Raw genomic sequence first — 14,372 nt, 5'->3', positions numbered from 1 at the left:
GAAACACAAAAGCCGCAGGTCAGTGACCTGCGGCTTTACCTATGGAGCGGGCGACGAGAATCGAACTCGCGCTATAAGCTTGGGAAGCTCATGTTCTACCATTAAACTACGCCCGCCTGACGAGTCGTCAGAGACGCTCGATCTGTCCTCACTGTACCCCATCCGTGACGGTCGTTGCACAGGTGGCCGGAGGTCGTGGCGGAGCCGCGCGGGGGCGGGGTGGAGGCGTACTGTGTGGGCCGCGTGAGACTGCCCCGGCGGGTGGGCGCGGGCGGCGAGCCTTGGTGTGGAATGTCCGGAACTTCCCCTAATGTGACGCTGGTCCCGGGGGCTCCGCCGTTCGGGGCGACGAGTACGGGTGAGTACCGGGGTAAGGATGGGAAGGGGATCGATGGAGCAGCGCGCCGTCGTTCGTTGTGCCGAGGGGCACCTGTTCAGCACCACCACGTTCCCGATGCAGAATCTCGGAGCCGGCCGGCTGGGGCCGGGCCGGCTGATCCGGTGCCCGCAGTGCGGGCGGCTGAGGAGTTCGGTGCTGGCCGACGTACGGGAGCTGTCCGAGCCGCAACTGGCCCGGGCGCTGCGGCTGGAGGCCGCGGAGTTCCTCGCCTGACAAGGGCGGTCGTGGGAGAGATGTGACAGATGCGGCCCCGGGCGATTCGTCCGGGGCCGCGTCGTGCACGTAACCTCGAAGCGTGCTGCTCTCTGACAAGGACATCCGGGCCGAGATCGACAAGGGCCGCGTGGTGATCGACCCGTTCGACCCCGCGATGGTCCAGCCGTCGAGCATCGACGTACGACTTGACCGCTTCTTCAGGGTCTTCGAGAACCACCGCTACCCGCACATCGACCCCTCCGAGGAGCAGCCGGACCTGACCCGGCTGGTCGAGCCGGAGGGCGACGACGCGTTCATCCTGCACCCGGGCGAGTTCGTGCTGGCGTCGACCTTCGAGGTCATCACGCTGCCCGACGACGTCGCCTCGCGGCTGGAGGGCAAGTCCAGCCTGGGCCGCCTCGGTCTGCTCACGCACTCCACGGCGGGCTTCATCGACCCCGGCTTCAGCGGGCACGTCACGCTGGAGCTGTCGAACGTCGCGACCCTGCCGATCAAGCTCTACCCGGGGATGAAGATCGGGCAGCTCTGCCTGTTCCGGCTCTCCTCGCCCTCGGAGCACCCGTACGGCTCGGAGCGGTACGGCTCGCGCTACCAGGGGCAGCGCGGCCCGACGCCGTCCCGTTCCTACCTGAACTTCCACCGCTCCGAGGTCTGAGCGGCAAAGCGGTAACGGCGCAGCGGTAGTACGAACGACGCGGGCGGCCACCCTGGACGGGGTGGCCGCCCGCCGCCGTGTCAGGCCCGCTTCGGGCGGGTGACGGCGACCAGCTCGCTGCCGTCCTCGGAGAGCCGCAGCTCGGTGCGGAGCTCGGCCAGCTCGCCCAGGTGGTGCAGATGGGTGCCGCCGCAGAAGATCCGCGCCGCGCCCTCGGGCAGCTCGCAGTGCCACTCGCGGCGGGCGGTCAGCTCCGGGCCGGGGACGTCGATGCGCACCTGGGCGTCGGCGGCGACCCAGCCGGCCAGCCGGCGGTTGACGGCCTCGGTCAGCTCGGGGAGGGCGTCGGCGAGGGCCGGGAACTCCTCGGTGGCCTCGGCGGTGAAGCCCTTCTTGCGCAGCGACTTGCCGAGCCGGTAGGTGTCGGTGCTCGCCTCGGTGTCCATCACCGAGCTCGCCATGGCGAGGCTGTCGAAGTCCGGGTGGCCGAAGGCGTCGGTGCGGCCCGGGTCCTTGCGCCAGCGCGGCGCGAGCGCCTCGTTGAGGGCGAGCGCGAGCAGGTGGCAGCCGCTGTGGGAGGCGCTGAGCGCCCCGCGCCGGCCGGCGTCGACGGCGAGGGCGGCGGGCCGGCCGACGATGTCGCCCGGGTCGGCCGCGAGCACGTGCAGGACCAGCCAGGACCACTCCTCGTCGCCCCGCCGGACCGGGATGTCGGCGCCCACCAGCACCTGACCGCCCTCCGGGCCACCGTCCGGGCTGCCCTCCGGGCCGACCGCGCCGGTGAGGCAGTCGACGACGGCCAGCTCGACGCCGTCCACGGTGAGCGTGCCGAGGTCGGCGGGCTGGTCGGGCCAGGTGTGGTCGAGCGGGTGGAACGGCGTCGCCCCGGTGACCACGGCGTACCGGCCGCCGTCCAGCGGGTGCACCGCGAGCACCGTCGACTCGCCGGTCACCGCCCCGGCCGGGAAGCTGACGTGCGTGGTGGGGAGGGTCATGCCTGGCTCCGTGCGGGTGAGGGTGAGGGTGGACCGAACAGGACGAACAGCGCGACCCGGACGGGCGCCCGGGCAACGGCAACGGGCCCCGCGAGGCGAGGCCCGTGCTCCATTGTCCCCGAGGTCCGGGGGCGCGCCCGGGAGGGGGACGGGGTCAGCCGAGGGTCGGCAGCTTGATCAGCACCAGCAGCGCCAGCAGCTGCAGCGCGGCCGCGCCGGCCGCCTTGCCCCAGGGCAGGTCGTGCACCCGGCGGACCATGCTGGTCAGCAGGAACGCGCAGAGCAGCCAGGTGGCCCAGCCGACCACCTGGACCAGCAGGTTGTCGGCCGGCAGCACCAGCGCCAGCACCAGCCGGGGCGCGTCCGTGACCCAGCCGATCAGCACGGCCAGGCCGACCGTGGACTGCCACGGGCCGTCGCCGCCGAACTGCCGGGCCAGCGCGTACGTGACCCCGCCGAGCATGGCGCCGGCCAGGGTGAAGCCGATCGCCGCCGCCAGCAGCGCGGTGAGCGCCACGGTGAAGGTCGAGTTGACCACGTCGTCGCGGGTCATGCCGAGGCCGAGCACGGCGAGGGCGCCGTACAGCAGGGAGACGGTGACGGCGGGCAGCCAGACCTGGTGGTCGCGGGTGCGGTCGAAGATCGCGGTGGGGGTGCGGAAGAGTCCGGTCAGCAGTTCGCGCCAGCTCGGCCTGGGCCCGGTGGCCTGCGGCGCGGACTGGCCGCCGGCCCGGTAGACGGCGACGTTGTCGTCGCCGTAGCCCTGGGCCGGGCCCTGCTGCCCGTAGCCGTCGGGGTACGGCGGCTGCTCGGGAGCGTAGGAGGACGGGTCGCCCGCATACGGGTCGGCGCCGACCGGGAAGGCCCGGGTGTGCCCGGGCTGGTCGGCCGCGTACGGGTCCCGCTGCGGCCCGCCGTAGGGCTGCCCCGGGTGTCCCGGCTGCCCCGGCTGTCCCGGGTAGGGCTGCTGCCCCGCGTACGGGTCCCGCTGCCCGCCGTACGGGTCCTGCTGCGAGGCGTACGGGGAGCGGGGGCCGGGACCGTACGGGTCGGCCGGGCCCTGCGGTGCGGACGGGCCGCCGGGGCCCTGCTGCGGGCCGGTGAAGTACTCCGGCCCGTCCGTCGGCCCGTACCCCCCGGGCGCCGCCTGCTGCTGCGGGGGCGCCGACCACCCTCCACGGGGGTCGGCGCCCTGACCGCTGTCGTATCGATTGCCAGCCACGTTCCGAAGGTACCCGTCCGGCGGGCGCCCCGGTGGCCGGGCACCGGACCGGGTCCGGTTTGCAGCGAGCCTGTTACTGCCGCGGGGCCACGGCGGCGCGCTACTGCCCCACGGCCACCTTCGGCCCGTGCACGGAGGCCGCGGCGCTGGTGCCGGCCGGGCAGCCGCCCGGGCCGGCCGAGGTGCGGACGGCGCCGACCGGCAGCAGGGTGCCGCAGGCGATCCGGATGCCGTTCGGCAGCTCGTTGTCGGACTCCACGATCGCACCGTCGCCGATCACCGCGCCGTCCAGCGCGGTGCGGTCGCCGATGGTCGCGAAGGCGCCCACGATCGAGTCCTTGACCAGGGTGTCGGCGCCGATGACGGCACCGGGCAGGATCACGCTGCCCTCGACGATCGCGCCGGCCTCGACCACCGCGCCCTCGGCGACCACGGTGCCGCCGCTGAGCACCGCGCCGTGCCGGACGGTCGAGCCGGGCAGCAGCAGGGCGTCGCCGGTCGGGCCGGGAACGGCGGGCGAGTCGACCTTGCCGAGCACGAGGTCGGCCGAGCCGCGGACGAAGGCCGCCGGGGTGCCGAGGTCGAGCCAGTACGAGGTGTCGACCACGCCGCGCAGCAGCGCGCCGGTGGCGAGCAGCTCGGGGAAGGTCTCGCGCTCGACGGAGACCTCGCGGCCGGTCGGGATGCGGTCGATGACGGAGCGGGTGAAGACGTAGCAGCCGGCGTTGATCTGGTCGGTGACGATCTGCTCCGGCGTCTCCGGCTTCTCCAGGAACTCCAGCACCCGGCCGTGCTCGTCGGTCGGGACGAGGCCGAAGGCGCGCGGGTCCTCGACCCGGGTGAGGTGCAGGGTGACATCGGCCCCGGCGGCCACGTGGCCGTCGCGCAGGGCGGCGATGTCCACGCCGGAGAGGATGTCGCCGTTGAAGACCAGGACCGGCTCGTCGGGGCCGCAGGTGAGCCCGGTGGCCGCGTTGCGGATCGCGCCGCCGGTGCCGAGCGGCTCGCGCTCGGTCAGGTAGACCAGCTCGATGCCGTAGGGGGTGCCGTCCTGGAAGTGGTCCTCGAAGACCTCGGCGAGGTAGGAGGTGGCGAGCACCACGCGGGTGACCCCGGCCGCCGCCGCGCGCGCCAGCTGGTGCGCGATGAACGGGACGCCTGCCACCGGCAGCATGGGCTTGGGGGTGTGGGTGGTCAGCGGACGCAGTCGCGTGCCCTTACCACCGACCAGCATGATCGCCTCGGTCATGGTCTGCGCTGTTCCCCTTGTGCTCTGTGCGGCCCGGCCCGGCGGGCCGATACCTCCGTCGGTGTGGTGTGCGCCGTTCCGGGGGCCGGAACGGATCGACCGGCGCACGGCCGGTCCGGCGCCTACTGTATTTCCTTCTGACAGGAGCGCCGCCCGGTGGTCCCGCCCTCGGCGCCCGGGACGGGGCCGGGCGCCGGCCGGGAGAACCCGCGGCGGTCACCGGAAAAGCCCCGGGCCGTCACCGGAAAGACCCGGCCCGGGCGGATGCCGGTGGCACCCCCCGGGCCGGGCGGTTGTTGCAGAACTGTCGAACAAGCGGGCCGGTTCACGGCCCCGCCGGGCGGGACGCCGCTCAGGCGTCGACCGTCTGCGGCTCCTCGGCCTCGGCCGGCGGGACCGCCTTGACCGAGTCGAGCAGCAGCTGGGCGACGTCGACGACCTTCAGGTGCTCCTTGGCCGCGCCCTCGTTCTTCTTGCCGTTCACCGAGTCGGAGAGCATCACCAGGCAGAACGGGCAGGCGGTGGAGACGATGTCCGGGTTGAGGGACAGCGCCTCGTCCACGCGCTCGGTGTTGATCCGCTTGCCGATGCGCTCCTCCATCCACATCCGCGCGCCGCCGGCGCCGCAGCAGAAGCCGCGCTCCTTGTGGCGGTGCATCTCCTGCTGGCGCAGACCGGGGACCTTGTCCATGATCTCGCGCGGCGGGCTGTAGACCTTGTTGTGCCGGCCCAGGTAGCAGGGGTCGTGGTACGTGATCAGGCCCTCGACCGGGTTGACCGGCACGAGCTTGCCCTCGTCGATGAGGTGCTGCAGCAGCTGGGTGTGGTGGATGACCTCGAAGTGGCCGCCCAGCTGCGGGTACTCGTTGGCGATGGTGTTGAAGCAGTGCGGGCAGGTCGCCACGATCCGCTTGACCGGGGCGTCCTCCAGCGCGGCGTTCAGGGTCTCGACGTTCTGCGCGCCGAGCATCTGGAAGAGGAACTCGTTGCCCAGGCGGCGGGCGGAGTCACCGGTGCAGGACTCCTCCTTGCCGAGGATCGCGAACTGCACGCCCGCGGTGTGCAGCAGTTCGGCGAAGGCCTTGGTGGTCTTCTTCGCCCGGTCCTCCAGGGCGCCGGCGCAGCCGACCCAGTACAGGTACTCGACCTCGGCGGGGTCGATGTCCTCGCCGATCACCGGCACCTCGATGCCGGTCTCCTTCTTCAGCTCCTTGACCCAGTCGAGGCGGGCCTTGGTGGCCATGCCCCAGGGGTTGCCCTTGTTCTCCAGGTTCTTGAGCATGGTGCCGGCCTCGGTGGGGAACGAGGACTCGATCATGACCTGGTAGCGGCGCATGTCGACGATGTGGTCGATGTGCTCGATGTCGACGGGGCACTGCTCGACGCAGGCGCCGCAGGTGGTGCAGGACCACAGCACGTCCGGGTCGATGACGCCGTTCTCCTCGGCGGTGCCGATCAGCGGGCGCTCGGCCTCGGCCAGGGCTGCCGCCGGGACGTCCGCCAGCTGCTCGGCGGTGGCCCTCTCCTCGCCCTCCATGTCCTTGCCGCCGCCGGCCAGGAGGTAGGGGGCCTTGCCGAAGGCGTGCTCGCGCAGGCTCATGATCAGCAGCTTCGGCGAGAGCGGCTTGCCGGTGTTCCAGGCCGGGCACTGCGACTGGCAGCGGCCGCACTCGGTGCAGGTGGAGAAGTCGAGGATGCCCTTCCAGGAGAAGTGCTCGACCTGGGAGACGCCGAAGACGGCGTCGTCGGCCGGGTCCTCGAAGTCGATCGGCGCGCCGCCGCTGGTCATCGGGCGCAGCTCGCCGAGCGCGGTGGAGCCGTCCTCGGCGCGCTTGAAGTAGATGTTGAAGAAGGCCAGGAAGCGGTGCCAGGCGACGCCCATCGAGGGGTTGATGCCGATGGTGATCGCCCAGGCGAAGGAGGTGCAGATCTTCAGCATCGCGAAGATGTAGACCAGGTTCTCCAGGGTCCCGTGGGACAGGCCGCGGAAGGCCGCCACCAGCGGGTAGGAGATCAGGTACTTGGCCTCGTAGGAGCCGACGCCCTCCAGCGCGCCCTCCAGGCCGCGCAGGATCATGATGCACAGGCCGATGCCGAGGATCGTGTACTCGACGTAGAAGGCCTGCCAGGCGATCGAGCCGGCGAAGCGGGACTTGCGGCCGGCCCGGCCGGGCAGGCTCAGCAGGCGGATCACGATCAGGGCGGCGATGCCCAGCGTGGTGAAGGTGCCGACCAGCTCGGTGAAGAGCTCGTACGGCAGCCAGCCGCCGAGCACCGGCAGCACGAACTCGGCGTCGAACAGCTGGAAGAACGCCGTGAGCAGGGTCAGGCCCAGGGTGAAGAAGCCGACCGCGACGAACCAGTGGGCGACGCCGACGATCCCCCAGCGGTTCATCCTGGTGTGGCCGACGAACTCCACGGCCACGGTCTTCGCCCGCTGGGCGGGCTGCCCGAAACGGGTGGCGTCCGGCTGGCCGGTCCGCACCACCCGGTAGATGTAGAGCGCCGCACGAGCGGCGAGCGCGGTGCCGACCACGAACGTGACCAGCGAGATGACGATCGCTGCTAGCTGCATCGGCTCTCCGTCTCCTGCGGCTTGCTTGTTGCGGGTGTGCAGTGTCTCCGGGGCAGTGTACTCGTCGGTAACTTGCTGGGCCGACGGCCCGGACATTACCGCCGGGCACCACTTCTCCTGAAGATGCTCAAGGTATGGCGGCAGTCACGTGAACGCACGCCCGGGGGCACCCCGGCCGTGTCACGACGGCGCCACGGCCGCCTCCCCGCACCCCTCGGCTCACCAAACTTGAGCGACGAGGACTCATAGCTGTTGACGCGTCCCGGCCTGTCATGCATCCTTGAGCCTGTAAAGCTCAACTCTTCCGTGGAGGTATTTACGATGGCACGCGCGGTCGGCATCGACCTCGGCACGACGAACTCGGTCGTCAGCGTTCTGGAGGGTGGCGAGCCCACCGTCATCACGAACGCCGAGGGCGCGCGGACCACGCCGTCCGTCGTCGCCTTCGCCAAGAACGGCGAGGTGCTCGTCGGCGAGGTGGCCAAGCGCCAGGCGGTCACCAACGTGGACCGCACCATTCGCTCGGTCAAGCGCCACATGGGCACCAGCTGGAAGATCGGGCTGGACGGCAAGGACTTCAACCCGCAGCAGATCAGCGCCTTCATCCTGCAGAAGCTGAAGCGCGACGCCGAGTCCTACCTGGGCGAGACGGTCACCGACGCCGTCATCACCGTCCCGGCGTACTTCTCCGACTCCGAGCGCCAGGCGACCAAGGAGGCCGGTGAGATCGCGGGCCTCAACGTCCTGCGCATCGTCAACGAGCCGACCGCGGCCGCCCTGGCCTACGGCCTGGACAAGGACGACCAGACCATTCTGGTCTTCGACCTCGGTGGCGGCACCTTCGACGTCTCGCTGCTGGAGATCGGCGACGGGGTCGTCGAGGTGAAGGCCACCAACGGTGACAACCACCTCGGTGGCGACGACTGGGACCAGAAGGTCGTCGACCACCTGGTCAAGGTCTTCCAGGCCGGCCACGGCGTCGACCTGTCCAAGGACAAGATGGCGCTGCAGCGTCTGCGCGAGGCCTCCGAGAAGGCCAAGATCGAGCTGTCCTCGTCCTCCGAGACCTCGATCAACCTGCCCTACATCACGGCCTCCGCCGAGGGCCCGCTGCACCTGGACGAGAAGCTCACCCGGGCCCAGTTCCAGCAGCTCACCTCGGACCTGCTGGAGCGCTGCAAGGTCCCGTTCCACAACGTCATCAAGGACGCGGGCATCGCCCTCTCCGAGATCGACCACGTCGTCCTCGTCGGCGGCTCGACCCGTATGCCGGCCGTCGCCGAGCTCGTCCGCGAGCTGACCGGCGGCAAGGACGCCAACAAGGGCGTCAACCCGGACGAGGTCGTCGCCATCGGCGCCTCGCTCCAGGCCGGTGTCCTCAAGGGCGAGGTCAAGGACGTCCTGCTGCTCGACGTCACCCCGCTGTCCCTCGGCATCGAGACCAAGGGCGGCATCATGACCAAGCTGATCGAGCGCAACACCACGATCCCGACCAAGCGCTCCGAGATCTTCACCACGGCCGAGGACAACCAGCCGTCCGTGCAGATCCAGGTCTACCAGGGCGAGCGCGAGATCGCGGCGTACAACAAGAAGCTCGGCATGTTCGAGCTGACCGGCCTGCCGCCGGCCCCCCGCGGCCTGCCCCAGATCGAGGTCACCTTCGACATCGACGCCAACGGCATCATGCACGTCGGCGCGAAGGACCTCGGCACCGGCAAGGAGCAGAAGATGACCGTCACCGGCGGCTCCGCGCTGCCGAAGGACGACATCGAGCGCATGATGCGCGAGGCCGAGCAGTACGCGGAGGAGGACCACAAGCGCCGCGAGGCCGTGGAGACCCGCAACCAGGCCGAGCAGCTCGTGTACTCCACCGAGAAGTTCATCGCCGACAACTCCGACAAGCTCCCGGCCGACGTCAAGACCGAGGTCGAGACCGCCATCGGCGAGCTCAAGGAGGCCCTGAAGGGCGAGGACATCGCGGCGATCCGCGAGGCCTCGGAGAAGGTCTCCACCACCGCCCAGAAGCTCGGCCAGGCGCTCTACGCCAACGCCGACGCCGCCGGTGCGGCGGGCGCGGCCGGCGACGCCGGTGAGGCCGGTGCCAAGGACGACGACGTCGTCGACGCCGAGATCGTGGACGACGAGAAGCCCAAGGGCGGTGCGGCATGACGGAGAAGCCGCAGGGTGCCGAGCCCGGCGACGACTCCGCCGCCGAGGAGGCCGTGATCAAGGCCGCCGAGGAGGCCGCCTCCGCCGGTGCCGAGGGCACCGACGCGGGCACCCCCTCGGGGGACGCTGCGGCCAAGCAGCTCGCCGAGCGCACCGCCGATCTCCAGCGCCTCCAGGCCGAGTACCAGAACTACCGCAAGCGGGTCGAGCGCGACCGGCTGACGGTCCGTGAGATCGCCGTCTCCAACATCCTGGAGTCGCTGATCCCGGTCCTGGACGACATCGGCCGGGCCCGCGACCACGGCGAGGTGACGGGCGGTTTCAAGTCCGTCGCCGAGTCCCTGGAGACGGTCGTCGCCAAGCTGGGCCTGCAGCAGTTCGGCAAGGAGGGCGAGCCCTTCGACCCGACCATGCACGAGGCGCTGATGCACAGCTACTCCTCGGAGGTCACCGAGGACACCTGCGTCCAGATCCTCCAGCCCGGTTACCGGATCGGCGAGCGGATCATCCGCCCGGCGATGGTCGCGGTCGCGGAGCCCCAGCCGGGCACCCAGACCACGCCCGGCCCGGACGCCGACACCGCCAAGGGCGGGGAGAAGAAGGACCAGGCCGACGGTGGCTCGGACAGCTGACCACCGGTGACAGCTGACAACCCTTGCGCTGCGGAGTCGTACGCCGGCCAGTACGGCGGACGGCTCCGCAGCGCGCTGTCGAGGTCCCCCGGCACGACCGGCCGGGTTCCGACCGTTGACAGCACTGTGACGATGGACCTCGGGAGGTGGCGCCGGCCATGAGCGGCAAGGACTACGTGGAGAAGGACTACTACAAGGTCCTCGGCGTGCCGAAGGACGCCAGCGCCACAGAGATCAAGAAGACCTACCGCAAGCTGGCGCGCGAGTTCCACCCCGACGCCAACAAGGGCGACACCAAGGCCGAGGAGCGGTTCAAGGACATCTCCGAGGCCTACGACGTCCTCTCCGACGAGAAGCGCCGCAAGGAGTACGACGAGGCCCGCAGCCTCTTCGCCAACGGCGGCTTCCGGGGCGGCCCCGGTGGCACCGGCAGCTACAGCTTCGACTTCGGCGACCTGTTCAGCGGCAGCCAGGGCGGCGGCGGCAACGGCGGGATCGGCGACGTCTTCGGCGGCCTCTTCAACCGGGGCGGCCGGCAGGCCCAGCCGCGGCGCGGCTCCGACGTCGAGACCGAGGTGACGCTCTCCTTCGAGGAGGCCGTCGACGGTGCGACCGTCCCGCTGCGGATGACCAGCCAGGCCCCCTGCCGCCTCTGCAACGGCACCGGCGCCAAGTCCGGCACCACCCCGCGGGTCTGCCCGACCTGCGTGGGCTCCGGCACCGTGAGCCGGGGCCAGGGCGCCTTCGCGCTCTCCGAGCCCTGCCGGGACTGCCGCGGCCGCGGCATGATCGTCGACGACCCGTGCACCGACTGCCACGGCAGCGGCCGGGCCAGCTCCGCCCGCACCATGCAGGTCCGGATCCCGGCCGGCGTCCAGGACGCCCAGCGGATCCGGCTCAAGGGCAAGGGCGCCCAGGGCGAGCGCGGCGGCCAGCCCGGTGACCTCTACGTCACCGTGCACGTCGACCCGCACCCCGTCTTCGGGCGCAAGGCCGACAACCTGACCGTGACCGTCCCGGTCACCTTCCCCGAGGCCGCGCTCGGCGGCACCATCGAGGTGCCGACCCTGAACGGCCCGTCGGTGAAGCTCAAGCTGCCCCCGGGCAGTGCCAACGGCCTGACCCTGCGGGCCCGCGGCAAGGGCGCCACCCGCAAGGACGGCACCCGCGGCGACCTGCTGGTCACCGTGGAGGTCGTGGTGCCCCAGACCGTCACCGGCGACGCGCTGACCGCACTGGAGCAGTACCGCGAGGCGACCGCCTCCGACGACCCACGAGCCGCCCTGTTCAGAGCGGCGAAGGGAGCGTGACGACCAGATGATCCCCGACGAACCCATCGGACCCGGCCTCGGTGACGGCCTTCCCGGTGGCGGCGCCCGGCGCACCACGCGCCGGAGCGCCCCGCAGCCCCACTACGTGCTCACCGAGGAGACCCCGGTCTACGTGATCTCGGTGGCCGCCGAGCTCTCCGGTCTGCACCCGCAGACCCTCCGCCAGTACGACCGGCTCGGCCTGGTCTGCCCCGACCGCACCGCCGGCCGGGGCCGCCGCTACTCCGCGCGCGACATCCAGCAGTTGCGCGAGGTCCAGCGGCTCTCCCAGGACGAGGGCATCAACCTGGCCGGCATCAAGCGGATCATCGAGCTGGAGAACCAGGTCAGCGCCCTCCAGTCCCGGATCGCGGAACTGGCCGACTCCCTGGAGAGCGCGGCCGCCGCACTCCAGCAGCGCGAGGCCACCATCCACGCCTCCTACCGCCGCGACCTCGTCCCGTACCAGCCCCCCACGCCGCACTCCAGCGCCCTGGTCGTCTGGCGCCCCAAGCGCTGACCTCCCGCGCCGCCCCGCCGACGCCGCCGGTTTCCCCCTGGCCGGGGGGTGCCGGCGGCGCGGCGTTTGGTGAGAGAGTGCTCGGTGCAGGCAACAGCAGATCGAGAAACACCGATGCCGGCCCTCGAAGGCTCTGTCCAAGATCCCCGTCGAAGCCGGCGCCCCGGCTTCGCACAGCCCTATCCGACACCAGGGAGCCGCAGATGAGCGAGACGGCCGATCCCGGACTCACCTCAGGCGGTCTCGGCGTCCTTTCGGATAATGCACGCAAGCTGTATCTCGACATCCTGCACACCCACGGTCGCCTGTTGCCCGAAAACCGGGAGGCCACCGATGCCAAGTACCTTCAGGAGCTTCTCGACATCGGCCTGCTGGTGCCGGACACGGACGATCCGAACGTCCTCGTGGCCGTGGACCCCCAGCAGCTTTCGTCCGGACTCATCGCCTCCTGGCAGCGCAAGGCCCTCGACCTGCTGTCCCGGGCCGAGGCACTGCCGATCGACCTGAAGGACCTGACCGAGGCTTTCCACACGCCGAAGCAGACCGGCGGCAGCATCGAGTACGTGCGCGGAAAAGTGCTGATCAACCAACGGCTGGGCCAGTTGACCAACAGCTGTACCGAGGAGTTCCTGGCCGCGCAACCGGGCGGTCCCCGCCCTCCGGAGGCCCTTGCCAGCAGCCGGGACCGGGATCTGGCCCTGCTCCAGAGGGGCGCCTCGTTCCGGACGATCTACCACCCGAGTACCCGCTACCACGCGGCCACCAGGGACTACGTCCTGGCGATCACGGACGGGGGCGGGGAGGTCCGCACCCTGGACGAGCCCTATACGCGACTCATCGTCGTCGATCGGCGTACCGCCATCATTCCTGTCGCCGACGACCTGAATGTGGCCGCGTTCATTCACGACAGGGCGATCATCAGCTATCTGGTCTCCGACATCTTCGAGCGCAACTGGAACCGCGCACTCGAATTCGACGGCGCCCGAGCGGTGCCCCAGGAAGTCATCTCACGCCTGCGACAGACGATCATCGATCTGCTGCTGAAGGGCACCAGTCATCGCGTCATAGCCAGGAGCCTCGGCATCAGTGAACGGACCCTCGCACGTCACATAGCGGACATGCGGGAGGACTACAAGGTCGATTCACTGTTCCAGCTCGGATACGTGCTGGCCCGAACGCCTCAGCACGGTCACCCCGAGAGCCGGCCGGACGGGCTGGACCAGGTCACCGACTGACCCGGCGAGCCCTCCGACGAACCGGCTCAGGTCCAGTTGCTGTCGCTGTCCGTCAGTGCCACCGTCCGCAGCTCCGAGGACGCGGGGCTGTGCGACGCGGGCTGGTGGCCGGAAGCTGCCGAGACAATCTGGCTGCTCGCGGTCAATACTGCTACAACGGCAGCGATCGAAACTGCCACAATGCGAACGTGCCGGCGCAGGCGAAGCATGCGATCACGCCTTCCTGAGTAGTCGCAAGGTATCGAGCAATGGGAACAGCTGAGCAATCGACCACATAATGCCCCAGCTCGAACGCGCGCGCCACATGCCCCCTGCGCAGAAGTGCGTCATCTCCATGCCAGGCAGTCAGATGACACCTCTCAGCAGTGGACTCGACCGCCCCGAGCGATGGACGATCAGTTCGCTCCCGATGGTCCCGGCAAGCTCACCACACTTGCCGATGTACCTTCAATTCACCATTCGGCCCCGCACCTCGGGCGGAGACCGCAGCCACGCCGATCGGAACCCCTGACCCAACCCTGCCGGACCTGGTGAACCCGATCAGCCACTCCCCGGAGTCGACATGACTGAGCCCTACCTGCGTCACCACGACAGCCAGGCCCACGAGGGTCGGCGTGCACGAGTCTTCCTGGCCGCGCCGCTGATGCGGCTGACCGGGCCGGCGGACAGTGTGGTGACTCTTGCCAGCCGGACGCGGCTGACCACCCTCCGCACCACCCTTCTCCGCAGTGGCGCCGCCGTCTACAGCGCCCACCACAGTGACGCCTGGACCGTCGCCGGCCGCGCCCCCGAGCCGCGGGTGCCGTCGGACTTCCGCGCGCTGCAGTCCGCGGACCTGGTCTTCGCCTACGTCGGCGCGCCGCTCTCCGCCGGCGTCAGCCTGGAGCTGGGCTGGGCGTCCGCGCTGCGCAAGCCGATCGTCCTGCTGGTGGACGAGGCCATCACCCACAACCCGCTGATCGCCACCATCGAGCAGGTCGCCCCCGTCCTGCCGCTGGTCTTCGACGACACCTGGTCCCAGGAGGCGCTCCACCACACCGTGGAGACCGCCCTCGACTGGGCCGGCATGGCGCTCTCCCTGCGCGAGGGCTTCTGGACCGCCCCCGGCGAGCAGTTCACCGTCCCCCGGCAGCAGCCCCCGGCCGTCGGCCCGACCGGCTACTGGCCCACCGGCGCGGCCACCGGCTGATCGCG

11 protein-coding genes, 1 tRNA gene and 1 pseudogene are annotated in these 14,372 nt (G+C 70.8%); 8 read left to right on the top strand and 5 right to left on the bottom strand.

Translation table 11 applies throughout. The features are described 5' to 3' along the window. Positions 1 to 42: 42 nt before the first annotated feature. Positions 43 to 116, bottom strand: a tRNA-Gly gene (locus IF01_RS0107580). A gap of 338 nt (positions 117 to 454) precedes the next feature. Here IF01_RS0107580 and IF01_RS0107575 point away from each other — a divergent pair. After that, positions 455 to 613 carry a hypothetical protein gene (locus tag IF01_RS0107575; RefSeq protein WP_369826071.1) on the top strand — a complete coding sequence of 53 codons (159 nt, stop codon included), beginning with the start codon at positions 455 to 457 and terminating at the stop codon, positions 611 to 613. Positions 614 to 695: 82 nt separating this feature from the next. Then, positions 696 to 1,271, top strand: coding sequence for a dCTP deaminase (dcd, locus tag IF01_RS0107570; RefSeq protein WP_030392516.1), 576 nt, complete (start codon positions 696 to 698; stop codon positions 1,269 to 1,271). 80 nt (positions 1,272 to 1,351) lie between these two features. Here the strand turns inward: dcd and IF01_RS0107565 are convergent, their stop codons facing one another. From IF01_RS0107565 to IF01_RS0107550, 4 genes and pseudogenes are all read right to left on the bottom strand, one after another. After that, positions 1,352 to 2,266 (bottom strand): alanyl-tRNA editing protein, encoded by a 915-nt coding sequence (locus IF01_RS0107565; RefSeq protein ID WP_030392515.1) that lies wholly within the window; start codon positions 2,264 to 2,266, stop codon positions 1,352 to 1,354. A 154-nt stretch (positions 2,267 to 2,420) separates the two neighbouring features. After that, positions 2,421 to 3,488 carry a Yip1 family protein gene (locus IF01_RS0107560; RefSeq protein ID WP_030392514.1) on the bottom strand — a complete coding sequence of 356 codons (1,068 nt, stop codon included), beginning with the start codon at positions 3,486 to 3,488 and terminating at the stop codon, positions 2,421 to 2,423. Between the two features lie 175 nt (positions 3,489 to 3,663). Further along, positions 3,664 to 4,737 (bottom strand): annotated as a pseudogene (gene manB / locus IF01_RS0107555) (mannose-1-phosphate guanylyltransferase); the annotation flags it as partial. Positions 4,738 to 5,089: 352 nt separating this feature from the next. Continuing rightward, a complete protein-coding gene (locus IF01_RS0107550) occupies positions 5,090 to 7,312 on the bottom strand; it encodes a (Fe-S)-binding protein (protein WP_030392512.1) in 2,223 nt (740 codons plus the stop codon). Between the two features lie 321 nt (positions 7,313 to 7,633). Here IF01_RS0107550 and dnaK point away from each other — a divergent pair, with 321 nt between their 5' ends. From dnaK to IF01_RS43645, 6 genes are all read left to right on the top strand, one after another. Next, positions 7,634 to 9,481 carry a molecular chaperone DnaK gene (gene dnaK, locus IF01_RS0107545; RefSeq protein ID WP_030392511.1) on the top strand — a complete coding sequence of 616 codons (1,848 nt, stop codon included), beginning with the start codon at positions 7,634 to 7,636 and terminating at the stop codon, positions 9,479 to 9,481. Next, positions 9,478 to 10,113, top strand: a complete 636-nt coding sequence (gene grpE, locus IF01_RS0107540) for a nucleotide exchange factor GrpE (RefSeq protein WP_030392510.1) — start codon at positions 9,478 to 9,480, stop codon at positions 10,111 to 10,113. The genes dnaK and grpE overlap by 4 nt, the downstream gene beginning before the upstream one ends. A gap of 158 nt (positions 10,114 to 10,271) precedes the next feature. Continuing rightward, a complete protein-coding gene (dnaJ, locus tag IF01_RS0107535; protein WP_030392509.1) occupies positions 10,272 to 11,423 on the top strand; it encodes a molecular chaperone DnaJ in 1,152 nt (383 codons plus the stop codon). A gap of 7 nt (positions 11,424 to 11,430) precedes the next feature. Then, positions 11,431 to 11,943, top strand: a complete 513-nt coding sequence (locus tag IF01_RS0107530) for a heat shock protein transcriptional repressor HspR (RefSeq protein ID WP_078879750.1) — start codon at positions 11,431 to 11,433, stop codon at positions 11,941 to 11,943. Between the two features lie 203 nt (positions 11,944 to 12,146). After that, positions 12,147 to 13,178 (top strand): TrmB family transcriptional regulator, encoded by a 1,032-nt coding sequence (locus IF01_RS43650; protein ID WP_051740546.1) that lies wholly within the window; start codon positions 12,147 to 12,149, stop codon positions 13,176 to 13,178. Positions 13,179 to 13,740: 562 nt separating this feature from the next. Then, positions 13,741 to 14,367, top strand: coding sequence for a TIR domain-containing protein (locus tag IF01_RS43645; RefSeq protein ID WP_051740548.1), 627 nt, complete (start codon positions 13,741 to 13,743; stop codon positions 14,365 to 14,367). The last annotated feature ends 5 nt before the right edge of the window (positions 14,368 to 14,372 follow it).

The organism is Kitasatospora purpeofusca (assembly GCF_000718025.1).
GTDB lineage: Bacteria > Actinomycetota > Actinomycetes > Streptomycetales > Streptomycetaceae > Kitasatospora > Kitasatospora purpeofusca.
The sequence above is the reverse complement of the archived record's forward strand: the minus strand, read 5'-3'. Positions and strand labels throughout refer to the sequence as shown.

Excerpts from the sequence above, each read along its gene's own strand:
- IF01_RS43650 (WP_051740546.1), top strand. The coding sequence starts at position 12,147 with ATGAGCGAGACGGCCGATCCCGGACTCACCTCAGGCGGTCTCGGCGTC.
- IF01_RS0107565 (WP_030392515.1), bottom strand. The coding sequence starts at position 2,266 with ATGACCCTCCCCACCACGCACGTCAGCTTCCCGGCCGGGGCGGTGACC.
- IF01_RS0107550 (WP_030392512.1), bottom strand. The coding sequence starts at position 7,312 with ATGCAGCTAGCAGCGATCGTCATCTCGCTGGTCACGTTCGTGGTCGGC.
- IF01_RS0107575 (WP_369826071.1), top strand. The coding sequence starts at position 455 with ATGCAGAATCTCGGAGCCGGCCGGCTGGGGCCGGGCCGGCTGATCCGG.
- grpE (WP_030392510.1), top strand. The coding sequence starts at position 9,478 with ATGACGGAGAAGCCGCAGGGTGCCGAGCCCGGCGACGACTCCGCCGCC.
- dnaJ (WP_030392509.1), top strand. The coding sequence starts at position 10,272 with ATGAGCGGCAAGGACTACGTGGAGAAGGACTACTACAAGGTCCTCGGC.
- IF01_RS43645 (WP_051740548.1), top strand. The coding sequence starts at position 13,741 with ATGACTGAGCCCTACCTGCGTCACCACGACAGCCAGGCCCACGAGGGT.
- dnaK (WP_030392511.1), top strand. The coding sequence starts at position 7,634 with ATGGCACGCGCGGTCGGCATCGACCTCGGCACGACGAACTCGGTCGTC.
- IF01_RS0107530 (WP_078879750.1), top strand. The coding sequence starts at position 11,431 with ATGATCCCCGACGAACCCATCGGACCCGGCCTCGGTGACGGCCTTCCC.